At 69.2% G+C, this 20212-nt stretch carries 19 protein-coding genes; 9 read left to right on the top strand and 10 right to left on the bottom strand.

Features of this window, described 5'->3' with window-relative positions; all coding sequences use genetic code 11:
• Window positions 1-11: 11 nt before the first annotated feature.
• Window positions 12-419, bottom strand: a complete 408-nt coding sequence (locus tag AZE13_RS23010) for a hypothetical protein (protein ID WP_066935211.1) — start codon at window positions 417-419, stop codon at window positions 12-14.
• A gap of 144 nt (window positions 420-563) precedes the next feature.
• Here AZE13_RS23010 and AZE13_RS23005 point away from each other — a divergent pair, with 144 nt between their 5' ends.
• Window positions 564-1505 carry an SDR family oxidoreductase gene (locus tag AZE13_RS23005; RefSeq protein ID WP_258527937.1) on the top strand — a complete coding sequence of 314 codons (942 nt, stop codon included), beginning with the start codon at window positions 564-566 and terminating at the stop codon, window positions 1503-1505.
• 372 nt (window positions 1506-1877) lie between these two features.
• Here the strand turns inward: AZE13_RS23005 and AZE13_RS38310 are convergent, their stop codons facing one another.
• Complete coding sequence (locus AZE13_RS38310; RefSeq protein ID WP_258527949.1) at window positions 1878-2039, bottom strand: hypothetical protein; 162 nt, start codon at window positions 2037-2039, stop codon at window positions 1878-1880.
• Window positions 2040-2087: 48 nt separating this feature from the next.
• Here AZE13_RS38310 and AZE13_RS23000 point away from each other — a divergent pair, with 48 nt between their 5' ends.
• Window positions 2088-2927 (top strand): trypsin-like serine peptidase, encoded by an 840-nt coding sequence (locus tag AZE13_RS23000; RefSeq protein WP_398780202.1) that lies wholly within the window; start codon window positions 2088-2090, stop codon window positions 2925-2927.
• Between the two features lie 67 nt (window positions 2928-2994).
• Here AZE13_RS23000 and AZE13_RS22995 read toward each other — a convergent pair whose 3' ends face one another.
• The 5 genes from AZE13_RS22995 to AZE13_RS36425 all read right to left on the bottom strand — a co-directional run bounded on the left by AZE13_RS22995 (window position 2995) and on the right by AZE13_RS36425 (window position 6519).
• Window positions 2995-3906 (bottom strand): transporter substrate-binding domain-containing protein, encoded by a 912-nt coding sequence (locus tag AZE13_RS22995; protein ID WP_258527936.1) that lies wholly within the window; start codon window positions 3904-3906, stop codon window positions 2995-2997.
• Between the two features lie 107 nt (window positions 3907-4013).
• Window positions 4014-4745 (bottom strand): hypothetical protein, encoded by a 732-nt coding sequence (locus tag AZE13_RS22990; protein ID WP_066935204.1) that lies wholly within the window; start codon window positions 4743-4745, stop codon window positions 4014-4016.
• The gene (locus tag AZE13_RS22985; protein ID WP_066935201.1) at window positions 4742-5224 is read right to left on the bottom strand and encodes a hypothetical protein; all 483 of its coding nucleotides are present in this window, start codon (window positions 5222-5224) and stop codon (window positions 4742-4744) included. Before AZE13_RS22985 ends, AZE13_RS22990 begins: the two co-directional genes overlap by 4 nt.
• Window positions 5225-5469: 245 nt before the next feature.
• A complete protein-coding gene (locus AZE13_RS22980) occupies window positions 5470-5970 on the bottom strand; it encodes a hypothetical protein (protein WP_066935198.1) in 501 nt (166 codons plus the stop codon).
• A 324-nt stretch (window positions 5971-6294) separates the two neighbouring features.
• Window positions 6295-6519 (bottom strand): hypothetical protein, encoded by a 225-nt coding sequence (locus tag AZE13_RS36425; protein WP_147264703.1) that lies wholly within the window; start codon window positions 6517-6519, stop codon window positions 6295-6297.
• Between the two features lie 762 nt (window positions 6520-7281).
• On the opposite strand from AZE13_RS36425, the gene AZE13_RS22975 reads away from it, so the two are divergent.
• From AZE13_RS22975 to AZE13_RS22965, 3 genes are all read left to right on the top strand, one after another.
• The gene (locus AZE13_RS22975; RefSeq protein ID WP_066935526.1) at window positions 7282-7722 is read left to right on the top strand and encodes a pyridoxamine 5'-phosphate oxidase family protein; all 441 of its coding nucleotides are present in this window, start codon (window positions 7282-7284) and stop codon (window positions 7720-7722) included.
• Window positions 7723-7852: 130 nt separating this feature from the next.
• The gene (locus tag AZE13_RS38305; protein WP_258527945.1) at window positions 7853-11281 is read left to right on the top strand and encodes an amino acid adenylation domain-containing protein; all 3429 of its coding nucleotides are present in this window, start codon (window positions 7853-7855) and stop codon (window positions 11279-11281) included.
• Window positions 11274-12605 (top strand): cytochrome P450, encoded by a 1332-nt coding sequence (locus AZE13_RS22965; RefSeq protein ID WP_258527935.1) that lies wholly within the window; start codon window positions 11274-11276, stop codon window positions 12603-12605. The genes AZE13_RS38305 and AZE13_RS22965 overlap by 8 nt, the downstream gene beginning before the upstream one ends.
• A 129-nt stretch (window positions 12606-12734) precedes the next feature.
• On the opposite strand, the gene AZE13_RS37055 is transcribed toward AZE13_RS22965, so the two are convergent.
• Both AZE13_RS37055 and AZE13_RS36420 read right to left on the bottom strand, forming a co-directional pair.
• Window positions 12735-13232 carry an EF-hand domain-containing protein gene (locus AZE13_RS37055; RefSeq protein ID WP_066935190.1) on the bottom strand — a complete coding sequence of 166 codons (498 nt, stop codon included), beginning with the start codon at window positions 13230-13232 and terminating at the stop codon, window positions 12735-12737.
• Between the two features lie 145 nt (window positions 13233-13377).
• Window positions 13378-13704: a hypothetical protein gene (locus AZE13_RS36420; RefSeq protein ID WP_147264702.1), complete on the bottom strand. Its 327-nt coding sequence runs from the start codon at window positions 13702-13704 to the stop codon at window positions 13378-13380.
• A 695-nt stretch (window positions 13705-14399) separates the two neighbouring features.
• On the opposite strand from AZE13_RS36420, the gene AZE13_RS22950 reads away from it, so the two are divergent.
• The 4 genes from AZE13_RS22950 to AZE13_RS22935 all read left to right on the top strand — a co-directional run bounded on the left by AZE13_RS22950 (window position 14400) and on the right by AZE13_RS22935 (window position 19500).
• Window positions 14400-14771: a hypothetical protein gene (locus tag AZE13_RS22950; protein ID WP_066935184.1), complete on the top strand. Its 372-nt coding sequence runs from the start codon at window positions 14400-14402 to the stop codon at window positions 14769-14771.
• 115 nt (window positions 14772-14886) lie between these two features.
• A complete protein-coding gene (locus AZE13_RS22945; protein ID WP_066935181.1) occupies window positions 14887-18852 on the top strand; it encodes a non-ribosomal peptide synthetase in 3966 nt (1321 codons plus the stop codon).
• Window positions 18853-18902: 50 nt separating this feature from the next.
• A complete protein-coding gene (locus tag AZE13_RS22940) occupies window positions 18903-19178 on the top strand; it encodes an MbtH family protein (protein ID WP_079124284.1) in 276 nt (91 codons plus the stop codon).
• Window positions 19179-19242: 64 nt separating this feature from the next.
• A complete protein-coding gene (locus AZE13_RS22935) occupies window positions 19243-19500 on the top strand; it encodes a hypothetical protein (RefSeq protein ID WP_066935178.1) in 258 nt (85 codons plus the stop codon).
• Between the two features lie 321 nt (window positions 19501-19821).
• Here the strand turns inward: AZE13_RS22935 and AZE13_RS36415 are convergent, their stop codons facing one another.
• The gene (locus AZE13_RS36415) at window positions 19822-20181 is read right to left on the bottom strand and encodes a hypothetical protein (protein WP_147264701.1); all 360 of its coding nucleotides are present in this window, start codon (window positions 20179-20181) and stop codon (window positions 19822-19824) included.
• Window positions 20182-20212 lie beyond the last annotated feature (31 nt).

The following is a 20212-nucleotide window of genomic DNA, read 5'->3' as shown; positions in this document are numbered from 1 at the left end:
CGCGCCGGCCGTCAGGACCAGTCGGTGCAGCTGTTGACGAGATGGCCACCGTCGAACCGCGCGATCTGGACGCCGACGTCGAAGATCCCGCTGTCCTCGTTGGCGTAGGTCTTCCAGTTGCCCCAGGACCCCTTACCACCCTTGCCGACGTGCCAGGACCAGTACTTGACCTTGCCGTTGACGTTCTTCGTGAGCAGCCGGATGGCCGGGTTCTTGCCGTCGGCGAGCGTGTCGTACGTGGTCATCGACACCTTGATGTGCGACGTCGCGCCGCCGAAGTTCTCCACCCGGAGGTTGCCGTTGGCACCGGTGGTGCCGCAACTGGGCTGCAACGTGGCGGCATTCGCCGTCGTCGGCAGGAATGCCGTCAGGACCAGGGCCGCGGCACCCACACCGAGGCTCTTCACGGACTTGCGCATGGCTCATTCCCCTACTGTCATGATCATGGCCAGTCCCTGATCATGGGGGGCTATCCGGAATGCGTCAAACCGGTGTGGCCAGGACCGGGCGAGACGCGCGCCAACCGCCCGGTTCACCGCCCGTATGCCGTTTACGCTGCCGCCATGGCACAGAACACAGAGCGGGAGCGGGCAGGGACAGCACAGGCGATGCCGACGGCACGGGCCGGGCAGGTCGGCGGAGTGGCGACGACCACCCGGCCCACGCTGCCGGTGCCCTCCTCGCGGGGCGGGCAGAGCGCGCAGACGGCGCCGGCGCCGCAGGAAGCGCGGCCGGGCGGCGCCACACCCCGGAAGGTGGCCGTGGTCACCGGCGCCGGCTCCGGCATCGGACGGGCGGTCGCCCAGGCACTGACCGACGACGACTGGACGGTGGTGCTGGCCGGGCGACGCCCGGAAGCCCTGGCGGAGACCGCCCGTCTGGTCGCCCTCACCGACATCGACAGCCCCACGGTCATGACGGTGCCGACCGATGTCACCCGCCCCGAACAGGTCGACGCCCTGTTCACCGCCGTACGCGACCGCTTCGGCCGGGTCGACCTGCTGTTCAACAACGCGGGCACCTTCGGCAAGGCGCTACCGCTGGACGAGCTGACGTACGACGACTGGCACGCGGTAGTGGAGGTGAACCTCACCGGCGCCTTCCTGTGCGCACAGGCCGCCTTCCGGACAATGAAGGCCCAGGACCCGCAGGGCGGACGAATCATCAACAACGGCTCTCTCTCCGCCCACACCCCCCGGCCGCACTCCATCGCGTACACCGCCACCAAACACGCGGTGACCGGCCTGACCAAGTCCCTGTCCCTGGACGGACGTCCCTACCGGATCGCCTGCGGGCAGATCGACATCGGCAATGCGGCGACCGAGATGACCGGCCGGATGCAGACCGGCATTCTGCAGGCGGACGGCCGGGTGGCGGTCGAGCCGGTGATGGACGCGGCGGACGTGGCACGCACGGTCGCCCATATGGCAGGGCTGCCACTGGAGGCCAATGTTCAGTTCGCGACCGTGATGGCGACGAACATGCCGTATATCGGACGCGGTTGAATCCGGGTACGGACTGTCCCCGGTACAGGCAGCTCCCGTCACGGGCAGCCCCCGCCATGGAATGACCCGCCGTAACGCGTCGCGTCCCCGTACGGGTTCAATCCCCGTACGCCCTCTCCCGCCCTGCCGCTTCCGCTGGCACTCTGGCTTCGGATCCGCACCACTCGTCTGCCGGGCCGCGGCCGCGCGGCCCGCCCCCACGGCCGCGTGCGCCTGCCGTGCGCGCCTCCGCAGAAGGAGTCACGTGTGAGACGAACCTACCGACGAACCGAGAGGCGAAACGACCGACGAACCGACCGACGAACCGAGCCGCGGCACAACGACCGCAGGAATGAGCGCCGAAGCGAGCGGCCACATCCTCGTTCCATAGCGTCACTTGAGGGTATATCCGTAGCCGTATCCGCAGCCGTCGGACATCCGGCGGCGCGCAGGGGACGGGCCGCCCTGGGCGCTCTGACGGCCGCCGGTACGCTGCTCGCCCTGCTGCTCCCCGCCGGCTCGGCCGGTGCCGCCACCCCGCAGAACTCCCACCACGCCACGACCTCGCACGCCGCACTCGACGCCTTCTGGACGGCGGGCCGGATGCGGTCCGCCGCTCCGCTGGACCTCGGCGCTCCCGCGCGGAATCCCGCGACCACGGTCCCCCGCGGCACCCCGGTGAACGTGCCGCCCACCCTCCCGTCCCGCCCCTCCCTCCCGTCCCTCTCCGCCCGCTCTTCCCTCGCTTCCCTCCCCTCCGCCATCCCGCAGGCCGGCGGTCCGTGGACCGGCGGGGGCGCGGTCACCAAGACCGCCGGCCGGGTGTTCTTCACCTACCAGGGCCGTACCGCTTCCTGTTCCGGCGACGCGGTGACCAGCGGAAACAAGAACACAGTGATCACGGCCGGGCACTGTGTGAAGCTGGAGGGCGCCTGGCACACCAACTGGGTCTTCGTCCCCGGCTACCACGACGGCCAAGCCCCGTACGGCAAGTGGGCGGCCGCCAAGACGCTCTCCACCCCGCAGTGGACGGCGAGTGAGGACATCAACTACGACGTCGGAGCGGCGGTCGTCGCCCCGCTCGACGGCAAGAGCCTCACCGACGTCGTCGGCGGCCAGGGCCTGTCCTTCAACTCCGGCTACAACAAGGCGATGTACGCCTTCGGCTACCCGGCGGCCACACCGTACGACGGCAGCAAGCTGATCTACTGCAGCGGCACCACCATCAAGGATCCGCTGCTCTCCAACGACCACGGACTGTCCTGCAACATGACCGGCGGCTCCAGCGGCGGCCCCTGGTTCACCTCGTTCGACGAGAAGACCGGCACCGGTCTGCAATCCTCGGTGAACAGCTTCGGCTATCAGTTCCTGCCGAACACGATGTTCGGCCCGTACTTCGGCGACGACGCCAAGAACCTCTACGACCAGGCCCAGGCCACCTGAGTCCGCCCCGCTGACTCCCTGACCACCCGACCACTGGCTCCGGCGGCCTTCCCTCTGCCCGCCGGGGTCACGTCCTGGGCTGATCCCGGCAGGAGAGCGAATCGATGGTCTCCAGGCGCGGCTTGTAGTCGGTCTCCCACCTCGGGTCGGCCTTCGGGATGGACCACAGGGACGTCGAGAAGTCATGGCTCCAGTTGTTCCCGCCGATGTAGTCCCGCAACGCGTCGCGCAGCTTCAGGCAGTCCGCGCGGTGCCCCTTGGCCAGCGCGATGCCGTAGTGGTTGGCGGACCCGTACGTGAGGTCCGGGACGACCCGGAGGTCCGGGTTCTCCTGGGTGAAGCCGTAGAGGATCATCTGGTCGGTGGACACCGCGTCGGCCACCTTGGTGACCTTGAGGTCGTTGATGCAACTGGACGCGTCCGGGCGCTCGTACACGGCTATCCGGCTGTACTCCGGCCCCTGCAGTGTGGTGGCGGAGGTGGTACCGGGCCAGGTGCAGACGCGTTTGCCGAAGAGATCGTCGGGCCTGCGGATGCGGCGGTCGTCCTTACGGACCATGATGCCCTGGTACGTGGACGCGTACGGGCCCACGAAGTCCAGCCGCTTCATCCGCTCCACGGTGATCGAGAACGTCGCGACGACAAGGTCCTTCTTCTTCTCGGTGAGCACCGTGGTGCGGTCCTCGGACGGCACGATTCCGAAGTCCGGCTCGGCGCCTACGGACTTGAGGATCTGCCGGGCGACGGTGATGTCGAAGCCGGAGAACTTGTAGGTGTGGACCACCCCGGTGCCGGGCTGGTCGTTCTTCGTACCGACGGAGACCTTGCCGGATGCGAAGAGAGATGGCGGCTCCGCGTCGGCGCAGGCGCTCGCGGTCAGCGCGGCGAACACGAGGAAGGCCGCGGTGACGACCGTACGGCGTCCCCTCCGGCCCGGCGCGCTCAGCCCGACTCCCTTACTCGATCCCCTGTCCCTCACGGCTCTCCCCCGTCCTCCCTGTGGCCTCGTACCTCGTCGTCGGGCCGCCCCACCAGCCATCGATGCCCACCGATGCCCGTCAATGCCCGTCGCTGCCCATCGCCGGGCTACCCGTCGTGCAGCACTGCGCCCGTCACATGGACGTCCATCCGGCAACCACGGGCGGTGTGCAGCCGGACCCCGATGCGTACGGTCCCGGCGCCCTCGCCCAACGTGAACTCGGCGGTGCCGCCCGGCGGGACGTCCGTCACCTGGGCGGCGGCGCCGGAGGCGAGCAGGAAGAGCGTGGCGCGGGTGTCCGGAAGGCAGGTCGGACCGGCCGGGTCGTGGTCGGTGATGCCCAGGGTCAGCCGCAGGGCGTTCCGCTGCTCCGCCAGGGCGGACGCGTCGAGGCGCAAAGTGAGCGTGCGGTGCGCCACGTCGTCCAACGGCTGAGTGCCCTCCATGCGTACCCGCCCGGTGACATCGACCTCGCCATGCGTCAGGACATTCTGGAACGCCAGCCAGCCGCCGACCGTGGTCAGAACGGAGACCAGGGAGAGGACGCCGACCACCCGGGCATCGCGGGGCTTGCGGTTGAGGACCCGGGCGGCGGCCGAGATCAGCGACAGCCCGGCGAGCGTGCCCCACAGGACGTACTGGTGAGCAGGCCCGTCCGGCCACTGCGTACCGGCGATCACCAGCGCGGCGCAGGCCAGCAGCAGCGGCAGCCAGCGTGCACTGGGGTGCATCACCCATCTGATGATGACGTTCCTGATGGCGTTGGCGGCGATGGAATGATCGCCGTCCGCGCGCGGGATGTTGTAGATATCGCCGCGCTCGCCCGGGCGTTCGCTCATGAGCCGTCCTGGTCGTGTCCACTGCCTCCCATATAGACGTTGCCGCGGATCTCGCCGGCCGCGATGCTGCCCTGTCCCGTCGCGGTGGGGCTGTTGTAGACGATGCGTACGCCTGCGGATGCGGCGTGCCGGGTGAGGTGGTCCAGCAGCGCCGGGGCGTCCCGCTCCTCGGCGCGGCCCCTCAGCCAGTCGCTCACCGCGGCGGCCAGCAGGCGGCGTTCCTGGTCGTTGAGGGCGGCTAGCCGGGCGTCGAGGGCATCCGCCCGGGCTGCGTCGAGTGGCTGGGCGGTGTCCTCACCTATGCCGCCGACGGTGCCGTCGTCACGGCGCAGCAGTCGACGGAAGAAGCCCTCGCCGGCCGTGACGGTGTGTTCGGCGATCCGCTGCTGTGCGGCGGCGATCACGGAGGCGCCCAGACTGTTGGCCGCCAGAGCGAGGTAGGGCGCGATCTCGGCCGAAACGGCCGCCAGGTCGGACATCAGGTTCTCCCCCCACCAGTTCGCGTCACGGGCTTCTTCGACCTGCGCCGCAACGCCCCTAGTAACGCCCCTATCGGAAAGGCGTGTTACCCATGTGGAAGGTGAATCACACCTACACCAATGAGGGGTTTCGAGCCGGTAGCCGATAGCCGGTACCGGTAGCCGGCAGTGCGTCGGCGGCACGGAAACGGCCCCGCTCCGGCCCTACGAGGAGGGACGGGGCGGGGCCGGTGACGTGCGCCGGGCTAGAGCAGACCCTTGGCAGGCAGCTGGTCCGTGCTCGGCAGACCCTTGGTCGGCAGCTGGTCCGTGCTCGGCAGACCCTTGGCAGGCAGGCCCTTGGTCGGCAGGCCACCGAGCAGCCCCTGGACCGGCTTGGCCGACACCCCATCGGCCGGTACCGCATCCGTCGACAGCGTGTCCGCGGGCAGGGCGTCCGTCGGCAGCCCGCCCTGCGTGGCCGCCTTGGCCGTCTCGCCCAGGACTTCCGCCGCCGAGCCCGCTACTCCACCAGCCGTGGGCACCGTCCCGCCCGCCAGTCCGCCGGCCGCCTGCACGGCCCCGTTCGTCGCCTGACCGGCCGCCGTCGCGGCCCCGCTCGTCGCGTCACCCAGACCGGCGGTGTCGCCGCCGGTCACCTTGCCCAGGTCAGTGGCCTGCGGCAGGTCGACAGCCTGGGCGGCGCCGGCCGACCCCAGCGACAGGGCGGCTGCGGCGGTAGCGGCCGCCGTAAGGACTCGTCGCATCAAAACTCCTTGAGAAGTGCGGAGATGAGCTTTTACGATGAGAACGACGATCCCCTCCGCCGGACACGCACGGAGACGCACGGACACACTCGGTGACGCGCGGACGCGCGCAGACACACGCGGACGTACGCCGACGGGTACGCGGACGTCCACGACGCGATCGGCCGGCGCTGTCGATTCCCTCAACAGCGCGGCCGTCAAAGTTCAACTGTTCTCGTCTTGGCGAACCTCCTACTCACCACCGTCAGGCTGGACGAGACGGAGAGGGAACCGCGCGGGCCGCATCGCCCGCCTCGCCTGGCCTGAACTCGCGTGATCTATCCGTCAGTTGCAGAGGAGGACGATCACACAGTGGTAGTCGTCGCCGCCTCCACCCGCCGGGCTCGACTGCGCAGCCGCAGCCTTGGTGACGGCGTGTGAGGCGGGCATCGCGGCTACGGCGGATCCGGCCGTCGCCATCCCTGCCGCGAGAGCAATGCCCAGGGCACTGCTGACCGCGAGTACTCGTGCAACGGCTTTCTTGGGGAAATGCGTCTGTGTTCTGTTCATGCGAATCACGATGCACACCCTCGCGCCCGCTGTCGCGCTGAGCGTGGCTGACCGGGTGAACCGCACGGATTCCCACGATCCGGGTTCGCCCTGACCTACTGTTCGTCGTTCGCCCTGACCTGCTGTTTGTCGTCTACAGGGCATGCCTCGGCCCCGCCACTCCAGGCCGGCCACTCCCTGGCGCTCTCCAGCATCACCCAGGCGGCCAACCCGGGCAACCGGGGCGCCGGAGGCCCCTCCGTACACCCCGGACGCCCGTCGGCCGATGAAGGAACGGAAGGGGAGATCCCGGGCGGAATCCGTCACCACGGTTCCGATCCGGCGACACGCATGGCGAACGTCACACAGGGAGGGCCGGAGTCACCCGGACAGCGGGATCCGGGAATGCCGTGCGGGAGGGCGACACCGGACACTTCCGGCCAACATCACCGCCGCGCCCGGCACGCTCCGCAATCCGCCAGGCCAGTGGCGCCCCCTGCGACAATTCGCTTTCGGCCACTCGGTTCGCGCTTGGTTTGCCCGCGGTTTCCGGGGAAAGCGCGGCCGAACGTTCATATCGCGCCCCGGGAACCGGAATTGAGCGGAGAGCGCGGAGCGCGCCACCCCCTGTCGTCGTTGACACCGGCCGCGTCGATTCTTACTGTCTGCCTGGCTCGCCGAGGAGAAAGGGCCGTCCTTGAACGCCCGCCCCGAGCAGCCCATCCTTTGCCGATTTTTCAATGAATCCTTTCCGGAATGAGGTGACCAGTCATGGAACTGGCCATGTCCGTCACAGCGCGCGAGGAGTTTCTCGCCGGACTGCATGTGGGCGTCGTGGGAGTGGACGACCCACGCGGCGAGAGCGCGCCCTTGCTGGTACCGGTCTGGTACGGCTACCAGCCCGGCGGAGAGGTCATCGTGCAGACCGGCCGGGAGTCGTTGAAAGCCCGACTTATTCGCGACGCCGGACGGTTCAGCATCTGCGTGCAGAGCGAATCGGCCCCCTACAAATACGTCAGCGTGGAAGGCCCGGTGGTGTCCGTGGTCGACCCGGTGCCGGCCGCCGACCGCGAGGCCCTGGCCCGCAGGTACCTGGACGCGGAGACAGCCACGGACTACCTGGCGGCCAATGCCCACCAGCTGACCGAGGACGTGCTGATCCGTATGCGCCCGCAGCGCTGGCGTACGGCCGACTTCGCGGCATTCGCCGCGGAGTTCAGCTAGCGATCACCCGAAAAGTTTATTCGGCAACAATATCGACTTGTTCACCACGGCCGGCTTGTTCACCACGGCAATGCCGGCTGGTGCACGGCGCGGCAAGGCAATAGCAGGGAGAACTCCAGTGGCACTGGATATGACGACCGAACCCTGGATAGCGGGGCCTGCCGATGGCGCGCCCTGCCTCCCGGCACCGCAGGTCTCCGGGGATCCCCGGAACCAGAGCATCCATCAGTTATTCGACGCTCAGGCGTCACTGCGTCCCCGGGCGAACGCCGTACTCCACCACGGCCGGGCATTGACATACGGCGAACTCAAGGAGCGTTCTGACGCATTAGCCGCCCGGCTGCACGACTCCGGGGTACGTCCCGGCGACTTCGTCGGAGTGTGCGGAAGCCGATCCCTGGACGCCCTCGTCGCGTTCCTGGGAATTCTCAAAACCGGCTGCGCTTACGTACCTCTCGATGACACCTACCCGCCCCAGCGGCTGCAGGCCATGGCCGACGACGCGGGCGTACAGACCGTCGTCACCCTGCCGGGCAGCGTCTGCCGCATCCGGCGCATCCGCACCCGCATCGACCTGAACGGCCGGACATCCGCCCGCCCGGTACAGGTCCAGGCCCCGGTCAAGGTCCAGGTCCCGGTGCAGGCCCCGGACGGTGACGTGGCCCCGGCGGACTGCGCCTACGTGATGTTCACCTCGGGCACGACCGGCCGTCCCAAAGCGGTGGCCATTCCGCACCGCGGTGTGGTCCGGCTGGCCACCTCCGACCTCGTCACCCAGCGGCCGCGTCCGGGCGAGCGCGTCCTGCACGCCTACGCGCTGTCCTCGGACAGCTCCACGATCGAGATCTGGTCCGCCCTGCTGAACGGCGGCTGCCTCGTCCTGGTCGACCGCGAGGAGCTGCTGTCCCCGGCGGCGCTGGAGGAGCGGCTGGTCACCGAGCGGGTCGCCGTCGCCTATCTGACCACCGGGGTGTTCCACCACGTGGCCCGCACCAGGCCGCAGGCGCTGCGGACGCTGCGCTTCGCCTCGGCGGGCGGCGAGGCGATGGACCCGGACCTGACCCGGGCGGTGCAGGCCGCCTGCCCGGACACCACCGTGGTCAACTTCTACGGCCCGACCGAGAACAGCGTGGTCTCCACGGCGCACCTGGTGCGCGACCTGCCGCCGGACCAGACATCGGTGCCGATCGGCCGGCCGCTGGAGAACTCCGCCTGCTATGTCGTACGGGAGGACGGCACGCTCGCGGACGTGGGCGAGGAAGGTGAACTGCTGGTCGGCGGAGACGGCCTGGCCCTGGGGTACCTCGGCGACCCGGACCTGACGGCCGCCCGCTTCCTCTCACGCAGCTTCGGCACCACTCCCCCGTCCGAGACTCCCTCCGCAGGAATCTCACCCTCCGCCGGGACTGCCTCGTTTGCCTCCGCCCCCGGCATCCGGCTGTACCGCACCGGTGACCGCGTGGTCCTGCGTCCGGACGGGGTGCTGGAGTACCGCGCCCGGACGGACCGTCAGATCAAGCTCCGCGGGTACCGGATAGAGCTGGACGAGGTCGAGGCGCGCCTCCGGGCGGACGACACGGTCGGCGAGGCAGTCGTCGAGCTGGCCGGTGAGAGCCTCATCGGCTATGTGAGCCCGGCCCGTCCCGGAACGGCAGTGCCCCTGGACCGGGTCCGCCAGGACCTCGCCGCCTGGCTGCCGGCCGCGGCAGTGCCCGCGCGCCTTCTGGAGGTCGCGGAGTTCCCCGTGACGCCCGCGGGCAAGGTCGACCGGCGAAAGCTCCGGACACTGACCGATCAGGAGAACCGGGAGCATCAGGGGAACCGCACGGGCCGGGCAGACCACACCGGCCGGGCGGACCACACCGGCCGGGACGGCCGTCCGGACCAGGCCGCACGCCCCCACCCCACGGACCCGTCACCGGTGCCCCCGGTCACCGAGGGAGACTCCGGCCCGACGGGCGCCCTGACGCCCCCTCTGGCGGCCCCCCTTACAGACCCCCTTACGGAGCCCCTGACAGACCCCCTGACGGACGCCCTGGCCGATGTCTGGCAGCTGGTGCTCCGGGTGCGCCCGGCCACCGGCGACAGCTTCTTCGGCCTGGGCGGTGACTCGCTCCTCGCCGCCGAGGCCGTCAACCGCACGCTCGCGGCCCTCGGCATCGACTCCCGGCACGGCAGCACACTGATCCGCAGCCTGCTCCAGGCGCCCACGCTGGGCGGCTTCGCCGCCGCCGTCGCCGCCGTACAGGACGGCCGCGCGTCCACCGCCGCCCCCGTGGCCGCGGCGGACCTCCGGGCCGAAGGACGCCTCGGCTTCACCCTGCCCGCACGCCGGGGCCCCGCTCCCGACTGGCAGCGGCCGCAGGACGTACTGCTGACCGGCGCGTCCGGATTCGTCGGCGCCTTCCTGATCGACAGCCTGTTGCGTACCACCGACGCCCGCGTGCACTGCCCCGTACGCGCCCGCGACGGTGCGCACGCCCAGCAGCGGGTGCTGGCGAACCTGGCCCGCTTCGGCCTCTCGCCCGCCGACGGCGACGCCGGCCGCATCGTTTGCTTCCCCGCCGACCTCGCCGAGCCGGGCCTCGGCCTGGCGGCCGGCCACGCCGAGAAGCTCGCCGACTCCCTCGACCTGGTGATCCACTCGGCGGCACAGGTCAACTTCCTCTACCCGTACGAGGCGCTGCGCCGGGCCAACGTCGAGGGCACCAAGGAACTCATCCGGCTGGCGGCCGTACGGGGTGTGCCCGTGCACTTCCTCTCCACCGTCGCGGTGCTGGCCGGCTTCGGCACGGCCGGGGTCGGGCACGTCGACGAGGACCTGCCGCTGGACCACGCCGACCGCCTCACCATGGGCTACGCCGAGAGCAAGTGGGTCGCCGAAGAGGTCCTGCGGGACGCCGCGCGCCAAGGGGTCCCGGTGGCGGTCTACCGCCCGTACGAGATCACCGGCGACCGGCGCAGCGGCGTCTGCAACACCGAGACCGCGATCTGCTCGCTGTTCAAGACGGTCGCCGAGACCGGCCTGGCGCCCGACATCCCGCTGCCGATGGACTTCGTACCGGTCGACTACCTCGCCGACGCGATCGTGCACATCGCCACCGGACAGCCCACAACCCACGACACGTACCACCTGACCAACCCGCGTCCGGCCGCCTTCCAGGACGTCCTCGACCGGATGCGTGCCGCGGGGCACACCATCCAGCAGCTGCCGTACGACGAGTGGGTCGAGGAACTGGTCCAGCACGTCGCAGAGCACCCCACGAGCGCCACCGCGCCGTTCGTGTCCCTGTGCGTGGACCGCAGCAACAAGGCGGACATGTCCGTCAAGGAGATGTTCTTCGAGGGGACCTTCCCGACCCTGGGCCGTGACAACGTCGAGCGCGCGCTCGCCGCCAGCGGCCTGGACTGCCCGCCGGTCGACGCCCAACTGCTCGACCGCTACCTGGAGTTCTTCTATACGACCGGCTATATCGAGCGCCCCGCCGCGCCGTCCCTGCCGGACGGGCACGCCGCCGCGCCGGCTCCGCGGGAGGGGCAGGAGGGATCGCATGCGTGAGTGCCCCGCGACCGCCGGCCCGCACCCCACGGCGGACTCACCCGTACGCGACGCGCCCGAACCCGACGCAACGCTCGTACGCGACGCGCCTGTTCTCGACGTGCCGGTGCTGGACGCGCCGGTGCTGGACGCGCCGGTGCTGGACCTTCCCGTACCGCCGCTCGGCACGATGGGCCCGCCCGCGGAGTACGAGCAGCTGCGCCGGGAGTGCCCGGTGGCGAAGGTGCGTCTGCCGTTCGGCGCCACCGCCTGGTACGTCACCCGTTACGACGATGTCCGGCAGCTGATCGCCGACCCCCGGCTGATCAGGCCGACCATCAACGACTGGCCGGCCCGCCCGGACGCGAACGACGACGCCGGCGCGGCCGAACCGGGCCTGGTCACGATGATGGAGCTGGACGGCCCCCAGCACCTGGCCCTGCGCCGGGCCCTGGCCGAGCCCTTCAGTGTCCGCGCCATCCGCCGCCAGGTGCCGGTCATGCGCCGGGCCGCGGACGAACTGCTGGACACCTTCGCCGCCGGCGGCCGGCCGGGCGACCTGGTAGCGGGCTACCTGGAGCCCTATCCGCTGCGGGTGATGTGCGACCTGGTCGGCATCCCGTACGAGGACAGCGAGCACTTCCTGCCCATGGCGGACGCCGCGCTCGGCGCGATGCTCACGCTGGAGGAGGGGCGCAAGGTCACCCGTCAACTGCGGGAGTACATCGGCTCACTCATCGACCGTAAACGGCGCACGCCCGGCGACGACATGCTCACCGGACTGGTCCGCCAGTGCGACGCCGGCGTCGTGGACCAGGAGAGCGTGGTGAACTTCGGCCTGTCCATGCTCGTCGCGGGCTATCGGACGAGCACGATGTTCCTGGCCGACGCCGTGGTGGCTCTGCTGACCGAACCCGGCCACTACGCCCGGCTGCGCGACAACCGCGACCTGCTGCCCCGCGCGGTCGAGGAACTCGTCCGCTACGTACCGGTGATGAACGGTGTCGTCGTCCTCCAGGCCGTCGAGGACTTCGAGCTGCACGGGCAGACGATCCGCGCGGGCGACGCCGTGCTGCCCGTGCTCGCCGCCGCCAACCGCGACGGCACCGTCTTCCCCGACGCCGACCGGCTCGACCTGTGCCGCAGCGACAACCCACACCTCATGTTCGGCCGCGGGGCGCACAACTGCATCGGCTCGCACCTCGCCCGGGCCCAGATGACCGTGGGCCTGGAAGCCCTGTTCGACCACTTCCCGAACCTGACCCCGGCGGACGGACACCCCGCCGTCTGGGACGACGAGTCCCCCAGCAAATCCCCCCTCACCCTCCCCGTCACCTGGTCCTGACCCACCACAGGACCGTCCTTATCCACGACGCACCGTCCTGACCAACCGCGCGGCACAGCACGGCCGGTGGCAGCCGCCTCCGGCCGTGCTGTGCTGCGCTTCTCCGGCCGTGCCCGGCGCGCTGGTGATTCAGCTCGTGTAGAAGCGCCTGACCGCCTTCAGGAACTCCTTGTCGCTCAGCTGTCCGTCCTTGTCGCTGTCGAGCGTCGCAAAGTAGGTCGACGCCTCGGCAGGCGGCATGCACAGGAAGTCGGCCGCCCGGAGAAACTCGTCCTGGCTGATGCTGCCGTCGTCGTCACCGTCGAGCACGGCGAAGAGGGTCTGGCAGACCTCGCCCTTGCCCGGCCGCTTCGGGGAACGGAACTCGGGTGAGGTGCGGGTGGTCACATACTCGTCAGAGGTCAGGCGCCCGTCGCGGTCGGCGTCCCCCAGGAAGAGGAACGACTCCCACTGCGTCTCGTTGGCCCGGATCAGGGCCTGGGCCTTGGGGGCGTCCTCCGGAATGTCGAGGGCGGCGAGGAGCTTACGTGGCGCACGCAGAAAGTCGGCGAGGTCGACGACTCCGTCGCCGTCGGCGTCCATACGCCGGAACTCTTCGAGGATCGCACTGTTGCTGGTAGTGGTCATGCCACCACAGCGTGCCAGTCGCAGCTCCCGCCAGAGGGCTACCCGACACCCGCCTACCTCTCACGAGTGAACAGCAACCCAGAACACCCACAGGCACGCCCCACGCCGCCTGCGCCGCCCTGGATCCCCCCTACCTGGATCCCCCCTAAAGCCGATGAGCGATCTTCTCGTCCTTCAGCGACTTGAGAATTTGCTGTAGTTCCTGCTTACGCTCCAGCGAGATGCCCTGACTGCCAAGTTCCATCTCCACTGTCGCAATCGCCTTCGCATTCTGATTGCGAATCTCGCGCTGCTCAAGCTTCACGAAGATCCAACTCATGAGGATCGCGAACGCCACGGCTCCCACCGGAGCAAGGTACAGAAATATCTTTCCCGCAACGGTATCGCTGCCAAGGTTGTCGGAGAACGCGGCCAGACCAACGCCCCCGCCAGCACCTCCAAAGGAGGCATTCAGGTGATCGGCATTAAACACCCTGCGAGGTTGACCGTTTGACAGCAAGCCATCCGCCGAAGCCCCATCCGAACCAAGGCCGGAATCCAAAGTCCAGCACCCGATAATGCGAGCAGCTGTTCGATCTCCACGGATCCCCCTCCAGCGGATAGGACTGCAAGGCCAGGCTACCGCACGGGGACCCCACCCTGACAGCACTTCAGCCCCAGCAGACCATCAAGCCCCAATCCCCTATCAATTAACGAAATACAAGAGGATTCCGACTGTCGGCTGGCCGTGGAGTCAGTCCAGGCCGGTCGCCCACACCGCCGCCCGAGCAGCTCGCCGGACAGGCTTCGGCCGCCTTGCTGATGTTGCGAGGTCAGCGGCTTTGGGGTTGTATCTCCCGGCGGTGCTGACTGGGCAGTCGACGCCGGACACGTAGAACATGCAGAAGGCCTGATGGAAACGGGGAACGCGTGAGTACACCTGCTACACCTTCTACACCTTCGCCGGGTGCGTACGGGAATTCGTACGGCCCGGGGCCGGGAGTGCAGCAAGGGCAGGGAGCCTGGCAGGCGGTGCCGCCGCAGCAGCCGTACGGGGTGCCCGGGCAGGCGCAGGCGCCGGCGCCCATGCAAGCGCAGGGATATGCCCATGGGTGGCCAGGGACCCCGGCCCAGCCGGGACTTCCGTATGCGGCTCCCCAGAAGGGCTTCTGTCGAATATGCGGGGCGATGCCGGCCGCGACCGTGACCGTTCGCGCGCATCAGGGCCTCTTGATCATGATGCGCTTCCAAAAACTGGAGGGGCCGTTCTGCCGGACGTGCGGCACCGCGGTGTTCCGGCAGATGACCGCAGCGACGCTGGCACTGGGGTGGTGGAGCCCGTTCTCGCTGGTGTTCTTCACGCCGTTCACACTGATCTGGAACGCTCTGGCGAGGACCAAGCTGAACAAGCTCACCGAGCCTGCTCCGGGGCAGCCGGGGCAGCAGCTGGATCCGGGCACGCCCGTGCTGCGGAGAGCGGTGTCCTACGTTGCTCTGCTGCCCCTGGCCTGGGCGATCTGGGTCATCGCCCACATCATCGGCGACATCACAGGCGGCTGAAGTATCGACTGAGCCGGCCGTCCGCGTCCTCCGTGAGACGTGAGAGGTGAGACGTGAGCCGCAGCCCGGGGCATTCGCGAGCGGCCAAGATTGCGGAGCCATAGGCTTCACGCCCATGGGAACAACAACTGATCGAGATGCCCAACTGCCCCTGACCGCCGCACAGTCGGGGATCTGGTACGCACAGCAATTCGCTCCGGACAATCCGTTCTACGCCATCACGAACTGCTTCGAGATCGATGGGCCCGTCGATGTCCCGCTCCTCCGGGACGCTGTGCGCCGCACCCTCTTCGAGTCCGAGGCACCGCACATACTGGGGGCGGAGCACGACAACGGTCCATTACAGCGCGTCGAGCGGCCTCGGGACGTACAGGACATCCCGATCGAACTGCTCGACCTGAGCGCCGCAGCCGACCCGGAAGGCGCTGCCGAGAGGTGGATGCACGCCGACCTGGAGAAGCCCCTCGACCCGTGCCGCGGGCCGCTGTTCACCCATGCCATCCTCAGCGTGTCGCCGCATCGGCACCTGTGGTACCAGCGATGGCATCACCTGGTTTTCGACGGGCTGAGCACCTCGCTCGTGGCCCAGCGGGCCGCCGCGGTCTACACCGCGCTCGCCAAGGGGGAGTCCGTACCCGCCTCTCCCTTTGGCCGGCTGCGGGATCTGGTGGACGAGGACCGTGGCTACCGCGATTCCGAAAGACGTGCCGTGGACCGGGAGTTCTGGCGGGAGCGCATGGCCGGCCTACTGGACGTGGTCAGCCTCTCGGAGCGCACCGCGCCGGTCGCCGGCGAACTCCTGCGGGAGGCCTTCGACGTACCGGCCGTCGAGCGGGCCGCCCTGCGCGAGCTGGCACGTGAGCTCCGGACCACCTGGCCGCGGGTGATCATCGCCGTCACCGCCGCCTACGTCCACCGCCTGACCGGCGCCGACGACATCGTGCTCGGGCTGCCCGTCCCCAGCCGCGGCCCCGCGGCGCGCAACACACCGGGTATGGCATCGAACATCGTCCCGCTGCGGCTGGCGGTCCGCCCGCAGATGAGCTGCGCCGACCTTGTGCGACAGGTGGGTGAGGAAGCCGGCAAGGCACTGCGTCACCAGCGTTACCGATACGAGGATCTCCGCCGTGACCTGGGACGATTAGGGGACGCCGGACGGGTGTTCGGCCCACAGGTCAACGTGCTCCCCTTCAACTACAACCTCTCGTTCGGCGCACACTGCGGCGCGCTCCGCAACCTCACGCTCGGCCCGGTCGACGATCTGATCTTCACGGTGCACGACCTGCCGCAGACCCTGCGCGTCCACATCGACGCCAACCCGGCGGTCTACGGCACCGACGAGATCCGGCGCCATCGTGAACACTTCGCCACCTTCCTCCAACAAGCCATCGCTGCCCCCTCACAGCCGGTTGGCGTCACCGACATGCTCGACGCCGACGAACGCAAGCGTCTGGTGGCGGAGTGGAGCCAGGGCGGGAATCCGGCCGACGAGGTGCCGTCCTCGACGCTCGCCGAGCTCTTCGAAGCGCAGGTGCGGCGCTCCCCACACGCCCCCGCGGTCACTTCCGGCGCAACCTCGCTGACGTACGAGGAGGTGAACGCGCAGGCCAACCAGCTGGCCCGGCTGCTCGTCGAGCGGGGCGCGGGCCCCGAGCGCTTGGTGGCCGTCGCGCTGCCCCGCTCGGCGGAGCTGATCGTCGCGCTGCTCGCGGTAGTGAAGAGCGGAGCGGCCTATGTTCCCGTCGACCCCGATTACCCGGCCGACCGCATCGCCTACATCCTCGGCGACGCAACCCCCGAGCTCCTGCTCACCACCGGCGGGACGGCCGACCGACTACCGGCGTCCGACGTGCCCGTCCTGCTGCTGGACGACCCCGCGGTGCGCACCGCGGCCGCGTCACTGCCCGCCGCCGACCTCCGGGCCGAGGAACGTACCCCTGCGCTGACACCGGACCACCCGGCCTATGTCATCTACACGTCGGGTTCCACCGGACGCCCCAAAGGCGTTGTGGTGCCGCACCGCAACGTCGCCGCACTGTTCACCGGCACCGCGAGGCTCTTCACGTTCCGTGCCGACGACGTGTGGACCATGTTCCACTCCTCTGCCTTCGACTTCTCCGTCTGGGAGTTGTGGGGGCCGCTGCTGCACGGCGGGAGGCTGGTGGTGGTCTCGTACGCCGACAGCCGCTCCCCGCAGGATTTCCTCGCCCTGCTGGTGGCCGAGCGTGTCACCGTACTCAGCCAGACACCGTCCGCCTTCTACCAGTTGATGCAGGCCGACCAGGACGCCCCGGCACTCGGTGACCGGCTCGCACTGCGCTACGTGGTCTTCGGCGGCGAGGCCCTGGACCTGGGCCGGCTGGCGGACTGGTATGCGCGGCACGGCGACGATGCCCCGGTGCTGGTGAACATGTACGGCATCACCGAGACCACCGTCCACGTCAGCCATGTCGCGCTGGACGAGGTCACGGCCGCGCGGCAGCCGGGCAGCCTGATCGGCACCGGGCTGCCCGGGCTTCGGGTGTACGTCCTGGACAGCGGTCTGCAGCCGGCTCCCGTCGGGGTGACGGGCGAGATGTATGTGGCGGGCGAGCAGGTGGCCCGGGGGTATCTGAACCGTCCCGAGTTGTCCGCCGAGCGCTTCGTCGCCAACCCGTACGGCCCTCCGGGATCCCGTCTCTACCGGTCGGGCGACCTGGCCCGCTGGACGGCGGACGGACGCCTGGAGTACCTGGGACGCGCCGACGAGCAGGTGAAGGTCCGCGGCTTCCGTATCGAACCCGGCGAGATCGAGGCGGAACTCCGGGCACTGCCCGGAGTGCGGGACGGCCGGGTAGTGGTACGCAAGGACGCCGTCGGTGACGCCGCACTGACCGGATATGTGGTGCCGGAGAGCGTCGCCGCATGCGAACCGGCCCGACTGCGCGCCGCCCTCGCCGAGCGGCTGCCCTCCCACATGGTTCCCGCGGCCGTGGTGGCGCTGGAAGAACTCCCGCTCACCGCCAACGGGAAGCTGGACCGCAGAGCGCTGCCCGAGCCCACCAGGATCCGGGCGCACAGTGCCACGCCACCACGCGATCCGGTGGAGCGCCAGGTGACCGAGGCGTTCAGTGAGCTGCTGGGCGCTCCCGGGATCGGTATCGAGGACAGCTTCTTCGACCTCGGTGGGGACTCGTTCAAGGCGGTCCGCATCGCCCGCCGCCTCGACCAGGGGCTGTCGGTGGTCGACGTCTTCCAGCACCCCACTCCTCAGGCGCTCGCCGAGCGGATGCGGACGCTGGCCGAGTCCGACGGCGAGCGCCCCATACTGAACCGGCTGACGCCCGACGGAGAGCGGGACATCGCGCTGACATTGGTGTGCATTCCTTACGGTGGCGGAGCCGCGACCGCATACCAGCCGCTCGCCGATCAGCTGCCCGCCCACATCGAGTTGCTGGCGGCAGGACTGCCGGGCCACGACCCCTCCATACCCGATGAGCCGCTGCTGACCTGGGAGGAAGCTGCCGAACGCATCGTCGCAGAGCTCACCACGTCGGTCACCGGACCATTCGCCCTGTACGGGCACTGCGCGGGCTCGACCCTGACCCTGCTGGTGGCACGGGAACTGGAGCGGCAAGGCCGGACACCCGAACTCGTCTTCGTCGGTGCGGCGCTACCCCACCCCGACCCGGAATCCTTGCCGGACACGGCGGGCACGCGCTCCGACGCCTCACTGCACGCCTATCTGAGCTCGCTGGGCGGCTTCGAAGGGGCCCTCGACGACACAGACCTGCGCACCGTCCTCAACGTCGTACGCCACGACATGGTGCAGGGCGCCCGCTTCCAGGCCGCGGCGCGCACCGGATGGGGGCGCCAGCTGGAGGCCGTGGTGCACGTGGTGATCGGGAGCGCGGACGAGGCCACCGAGGGCTTCGAGAGCGGCCATCTCGCCTGGAAGCACTTCGCCTCCGAAGTCGAGCTGTCCGTCATCCCGGGAGCGGGCCACTACTTCGTCAAACACCAGGCGCGGGAGCTGGCCCGGATCGTGACCGACCGCCTCGCGGCGCACGACTGCCCCGCCCCGGGCACCGACCGGAGCTGACGGCGTGCCGGTCCAAGACCGCCGCCACCCACGAGAGAGGCCATATCCCCATGACGCGCATCAATCCCTTCGAGGACGCCACCGGCAGTTTCTACGTACTGGTCAACGACGAGGGACAGCACTCGCTGTGGCCGTCCTTCATCGACCGCCCCGAGGGCTGGGCCACGGTACTGGGCCCGGACAGCCGCCAGGCGTGCCTGGATCACATCCTCCACAACCGGACGGACATACGGGATGCAGCGGGCGCGGTCGATCCGTCATCCGGCCGGCCTGCGGTGTACGCCGAATGCCAGCACCGACCAGCATCGGTCCTATTGTCATATTAATCTCCACATCACTGCTCGAAGTCGATCTTTCACAGATCGCAACGGTTCCCTTGATGGAGGAGAGATGCGCAAGCTCTACAGGGCAGCCGCCGTGGCTGCCATTCTCGGCAGTGTCAGCTTCCTCGGTACCGGCAACGCCTACGCCGGCGGAGAAGGCGGCTTCTGCAAGCAACACGACTTCAACATCGACATCCTCGGCCAGATCGGCATCCTCAACGGCCTCCTTGGCAACTTGCTGAACGGCGAAGGCTCCCCGGGCGCACAGTCCAGCCCGATCGGTTCCAGCATGGGCTGCAACGAGGACGGCAAGAAAGATCATTAACGAGAAAGAGTCCCGGTTGTCCGAGCCACTGGCCCGGCATCGGGACTCTTCTTCGCCACCTTCCGTATGAAGGGTCCTGGGCGGGCCTCGTTTGCTACCCGCGTGGATCACCACTCCTCCAGTCCTCTGCGGGTATGAGGCAGCCCCGGCAAGGTTGCGTGTGGCCTTGGCGGGGCTGTTTCGGCCGGTCTACAGCAGGCCGGCTCGGCCGCGGAGTGGGCGGCTTCTCGGGACTGGTTCGATCATCACGCTGCTTCCGCCTAGGACCAGGTTCGCCGGCGCGAGAATCGGAACAAGGTGGCGCAGAGCTCTGATCCAGTGCTACGGCGCCGGGGGACCCGTCTCCCACGCGATGCGCAGGTCGATCTCGTGCTCATCCGGGCATGGCTGGCCATCGACAGGACAGAACGCTTCCGGGTCCGCCAAAATGCCCGGCCACATGGCCTCGGCCTGTTCCACGCACATCGTGCACACCAACTCGGGAGCCGGATTGATCGTGTCCCCCTCGGCTCCGCAGAAAGCGGTGCGCCAGGAGAGCGCCCGGCAGCACACAAGGTGCCCGATGTCGTCCGGACTGGCGGACAGGCGAAGAGCATCCTCGGTTCGTGCTTCCGGGGCACCGACATGCTGTTCTCTGGCGAAAGATGACACCTGGCGACGATATGCCAGAGCACCGGTCACCTTCGAACAGATTCCTCTCTGCACTCCGCAC

This window comes from Streptomyces sp. NBRC 110611 (assembly GCF_001590865.1).
In the GTDB taxonomy this organism is placed as follows: Bacteria; Actinomycetota; Actinomycetes; order Streptomycetales; family Streptomycetaceae; genus Streptomyces.
The sequence above is the reverse complement of the archived record's forward strand: the minus strand, read 5'-3'. Positions and strand labels throughout refer to the sequence as shown.

Excerpts from the sequence above, each read along its gene's own strand:
- AZE13_RS23010 (WP_066935211.1), bottom strand. The coding sequence starts at position 419 with ATGCGCAAGTCCGTGAAGAGCCTCGGTGTGGGTGCCGCGGCCCTGGTC.
- AZE13_RS23005 (WP_258527937.1), top strand. The coding sequence starts at position 564 with ATGGCACAGAACACAGAGCGGGAGCGGGCAGGGACAGCACAGGCGATG.
- AZE13_RS23000 (WP_398780202.1), top strand. The coding sequence starts at position 2,088 with ATGCGGTCCGCCGCTCCGCTGGACCTCGGCGCTCCCGCGCGGAATCCC.
- AZE13_RS22990 (WP_066935204.1), bottom strand. The coding sequence starts at position 4,745 with ATGAGCGAACGCCCGGGCGAGCGCGGCGATATCTACAACATCCCGCGC.
- AZE13_RS22985 (WP_066935201.1), bottom strand. The coding sequence starts at position 5,224 with ATGTCCGACCTGGCGGCCGTTTCGGCCGAGATCGCGCCCTACCTCGCT.
- AZE13_RS22980 (WP_066935198.1), bottom strand. The coding sequence starts at position 5,970 with ATGCGACGAGTCCTTACGGCGGCCGCTACCGCCGCAGCCGCCCTGTCG.
- AZE13_RS36425 (WP_147264703.1), bottom strand. The coding sequence starts at position 6,519 with ATGAACAGAACACAGACGCATTTCCCCAAGAAAGCCGTTGCACGAGTA.
- AZE13_RS22975 (WP_066935526.1), top strand. The coding sequence starts at position 7,282 with ATGTCCGTCACAGCGCGCGAGGAGTTTCTCGCCGGACTGCATGTGGGC.
- AZE13_RS38305 (WP_258527945.1), top strand. The coding sequence starts at position 7,853 with ATGACGACCGAACCCTGGATAGCGGGGCCTGCCGATGGCGCGCCCTGC.
- AZE13_RS22965 (WP_258527935.1), top strand. The coding sequence starts at position 11,274 with ATGCGTGAGTGCCCCGCGACCGCCGGCCCGCACCCCACGGCGGACTCA.
- AZE13_RS37055 (WP_066935190.1), bottom strand. The coding sequence starts at position 13,232 with ATGACCACTACCAGCAACAGTGCGATCCTCGAAGAGTTCCGGCGTATG.
- AZE13_RS22950 (WP_066935184.1), top strand. The coding sequence starts at position 14,400 with ATGCCGGCCGCGACCGTGACCGTTCGCGCGCATCAGGGCCTCTTGATC.
- AZE13_RS22945 (WP_066935181.1), top strand. The coding sequence starts at position 14,887 with ATGGGAACAACAACTGATCGAGATGCCCAACTGCCCCTGACCGCCGCA.
- AZE13_RS22940 (WP_079124284.1), top strand. The coding sequence starts at position 18,903 with ATGACGCGCATCAATCCCTTCGAGGACGCCACCGGCAGTTTCTACGTA.
- AZE13_RS22935 (WP_066935178.1), top strand. The coding sequence starts at position 19,243 with ATGCGCAAGCTCTACAGGGCAGCCGCCGTGGCTGCCATTCTCGGCAGT.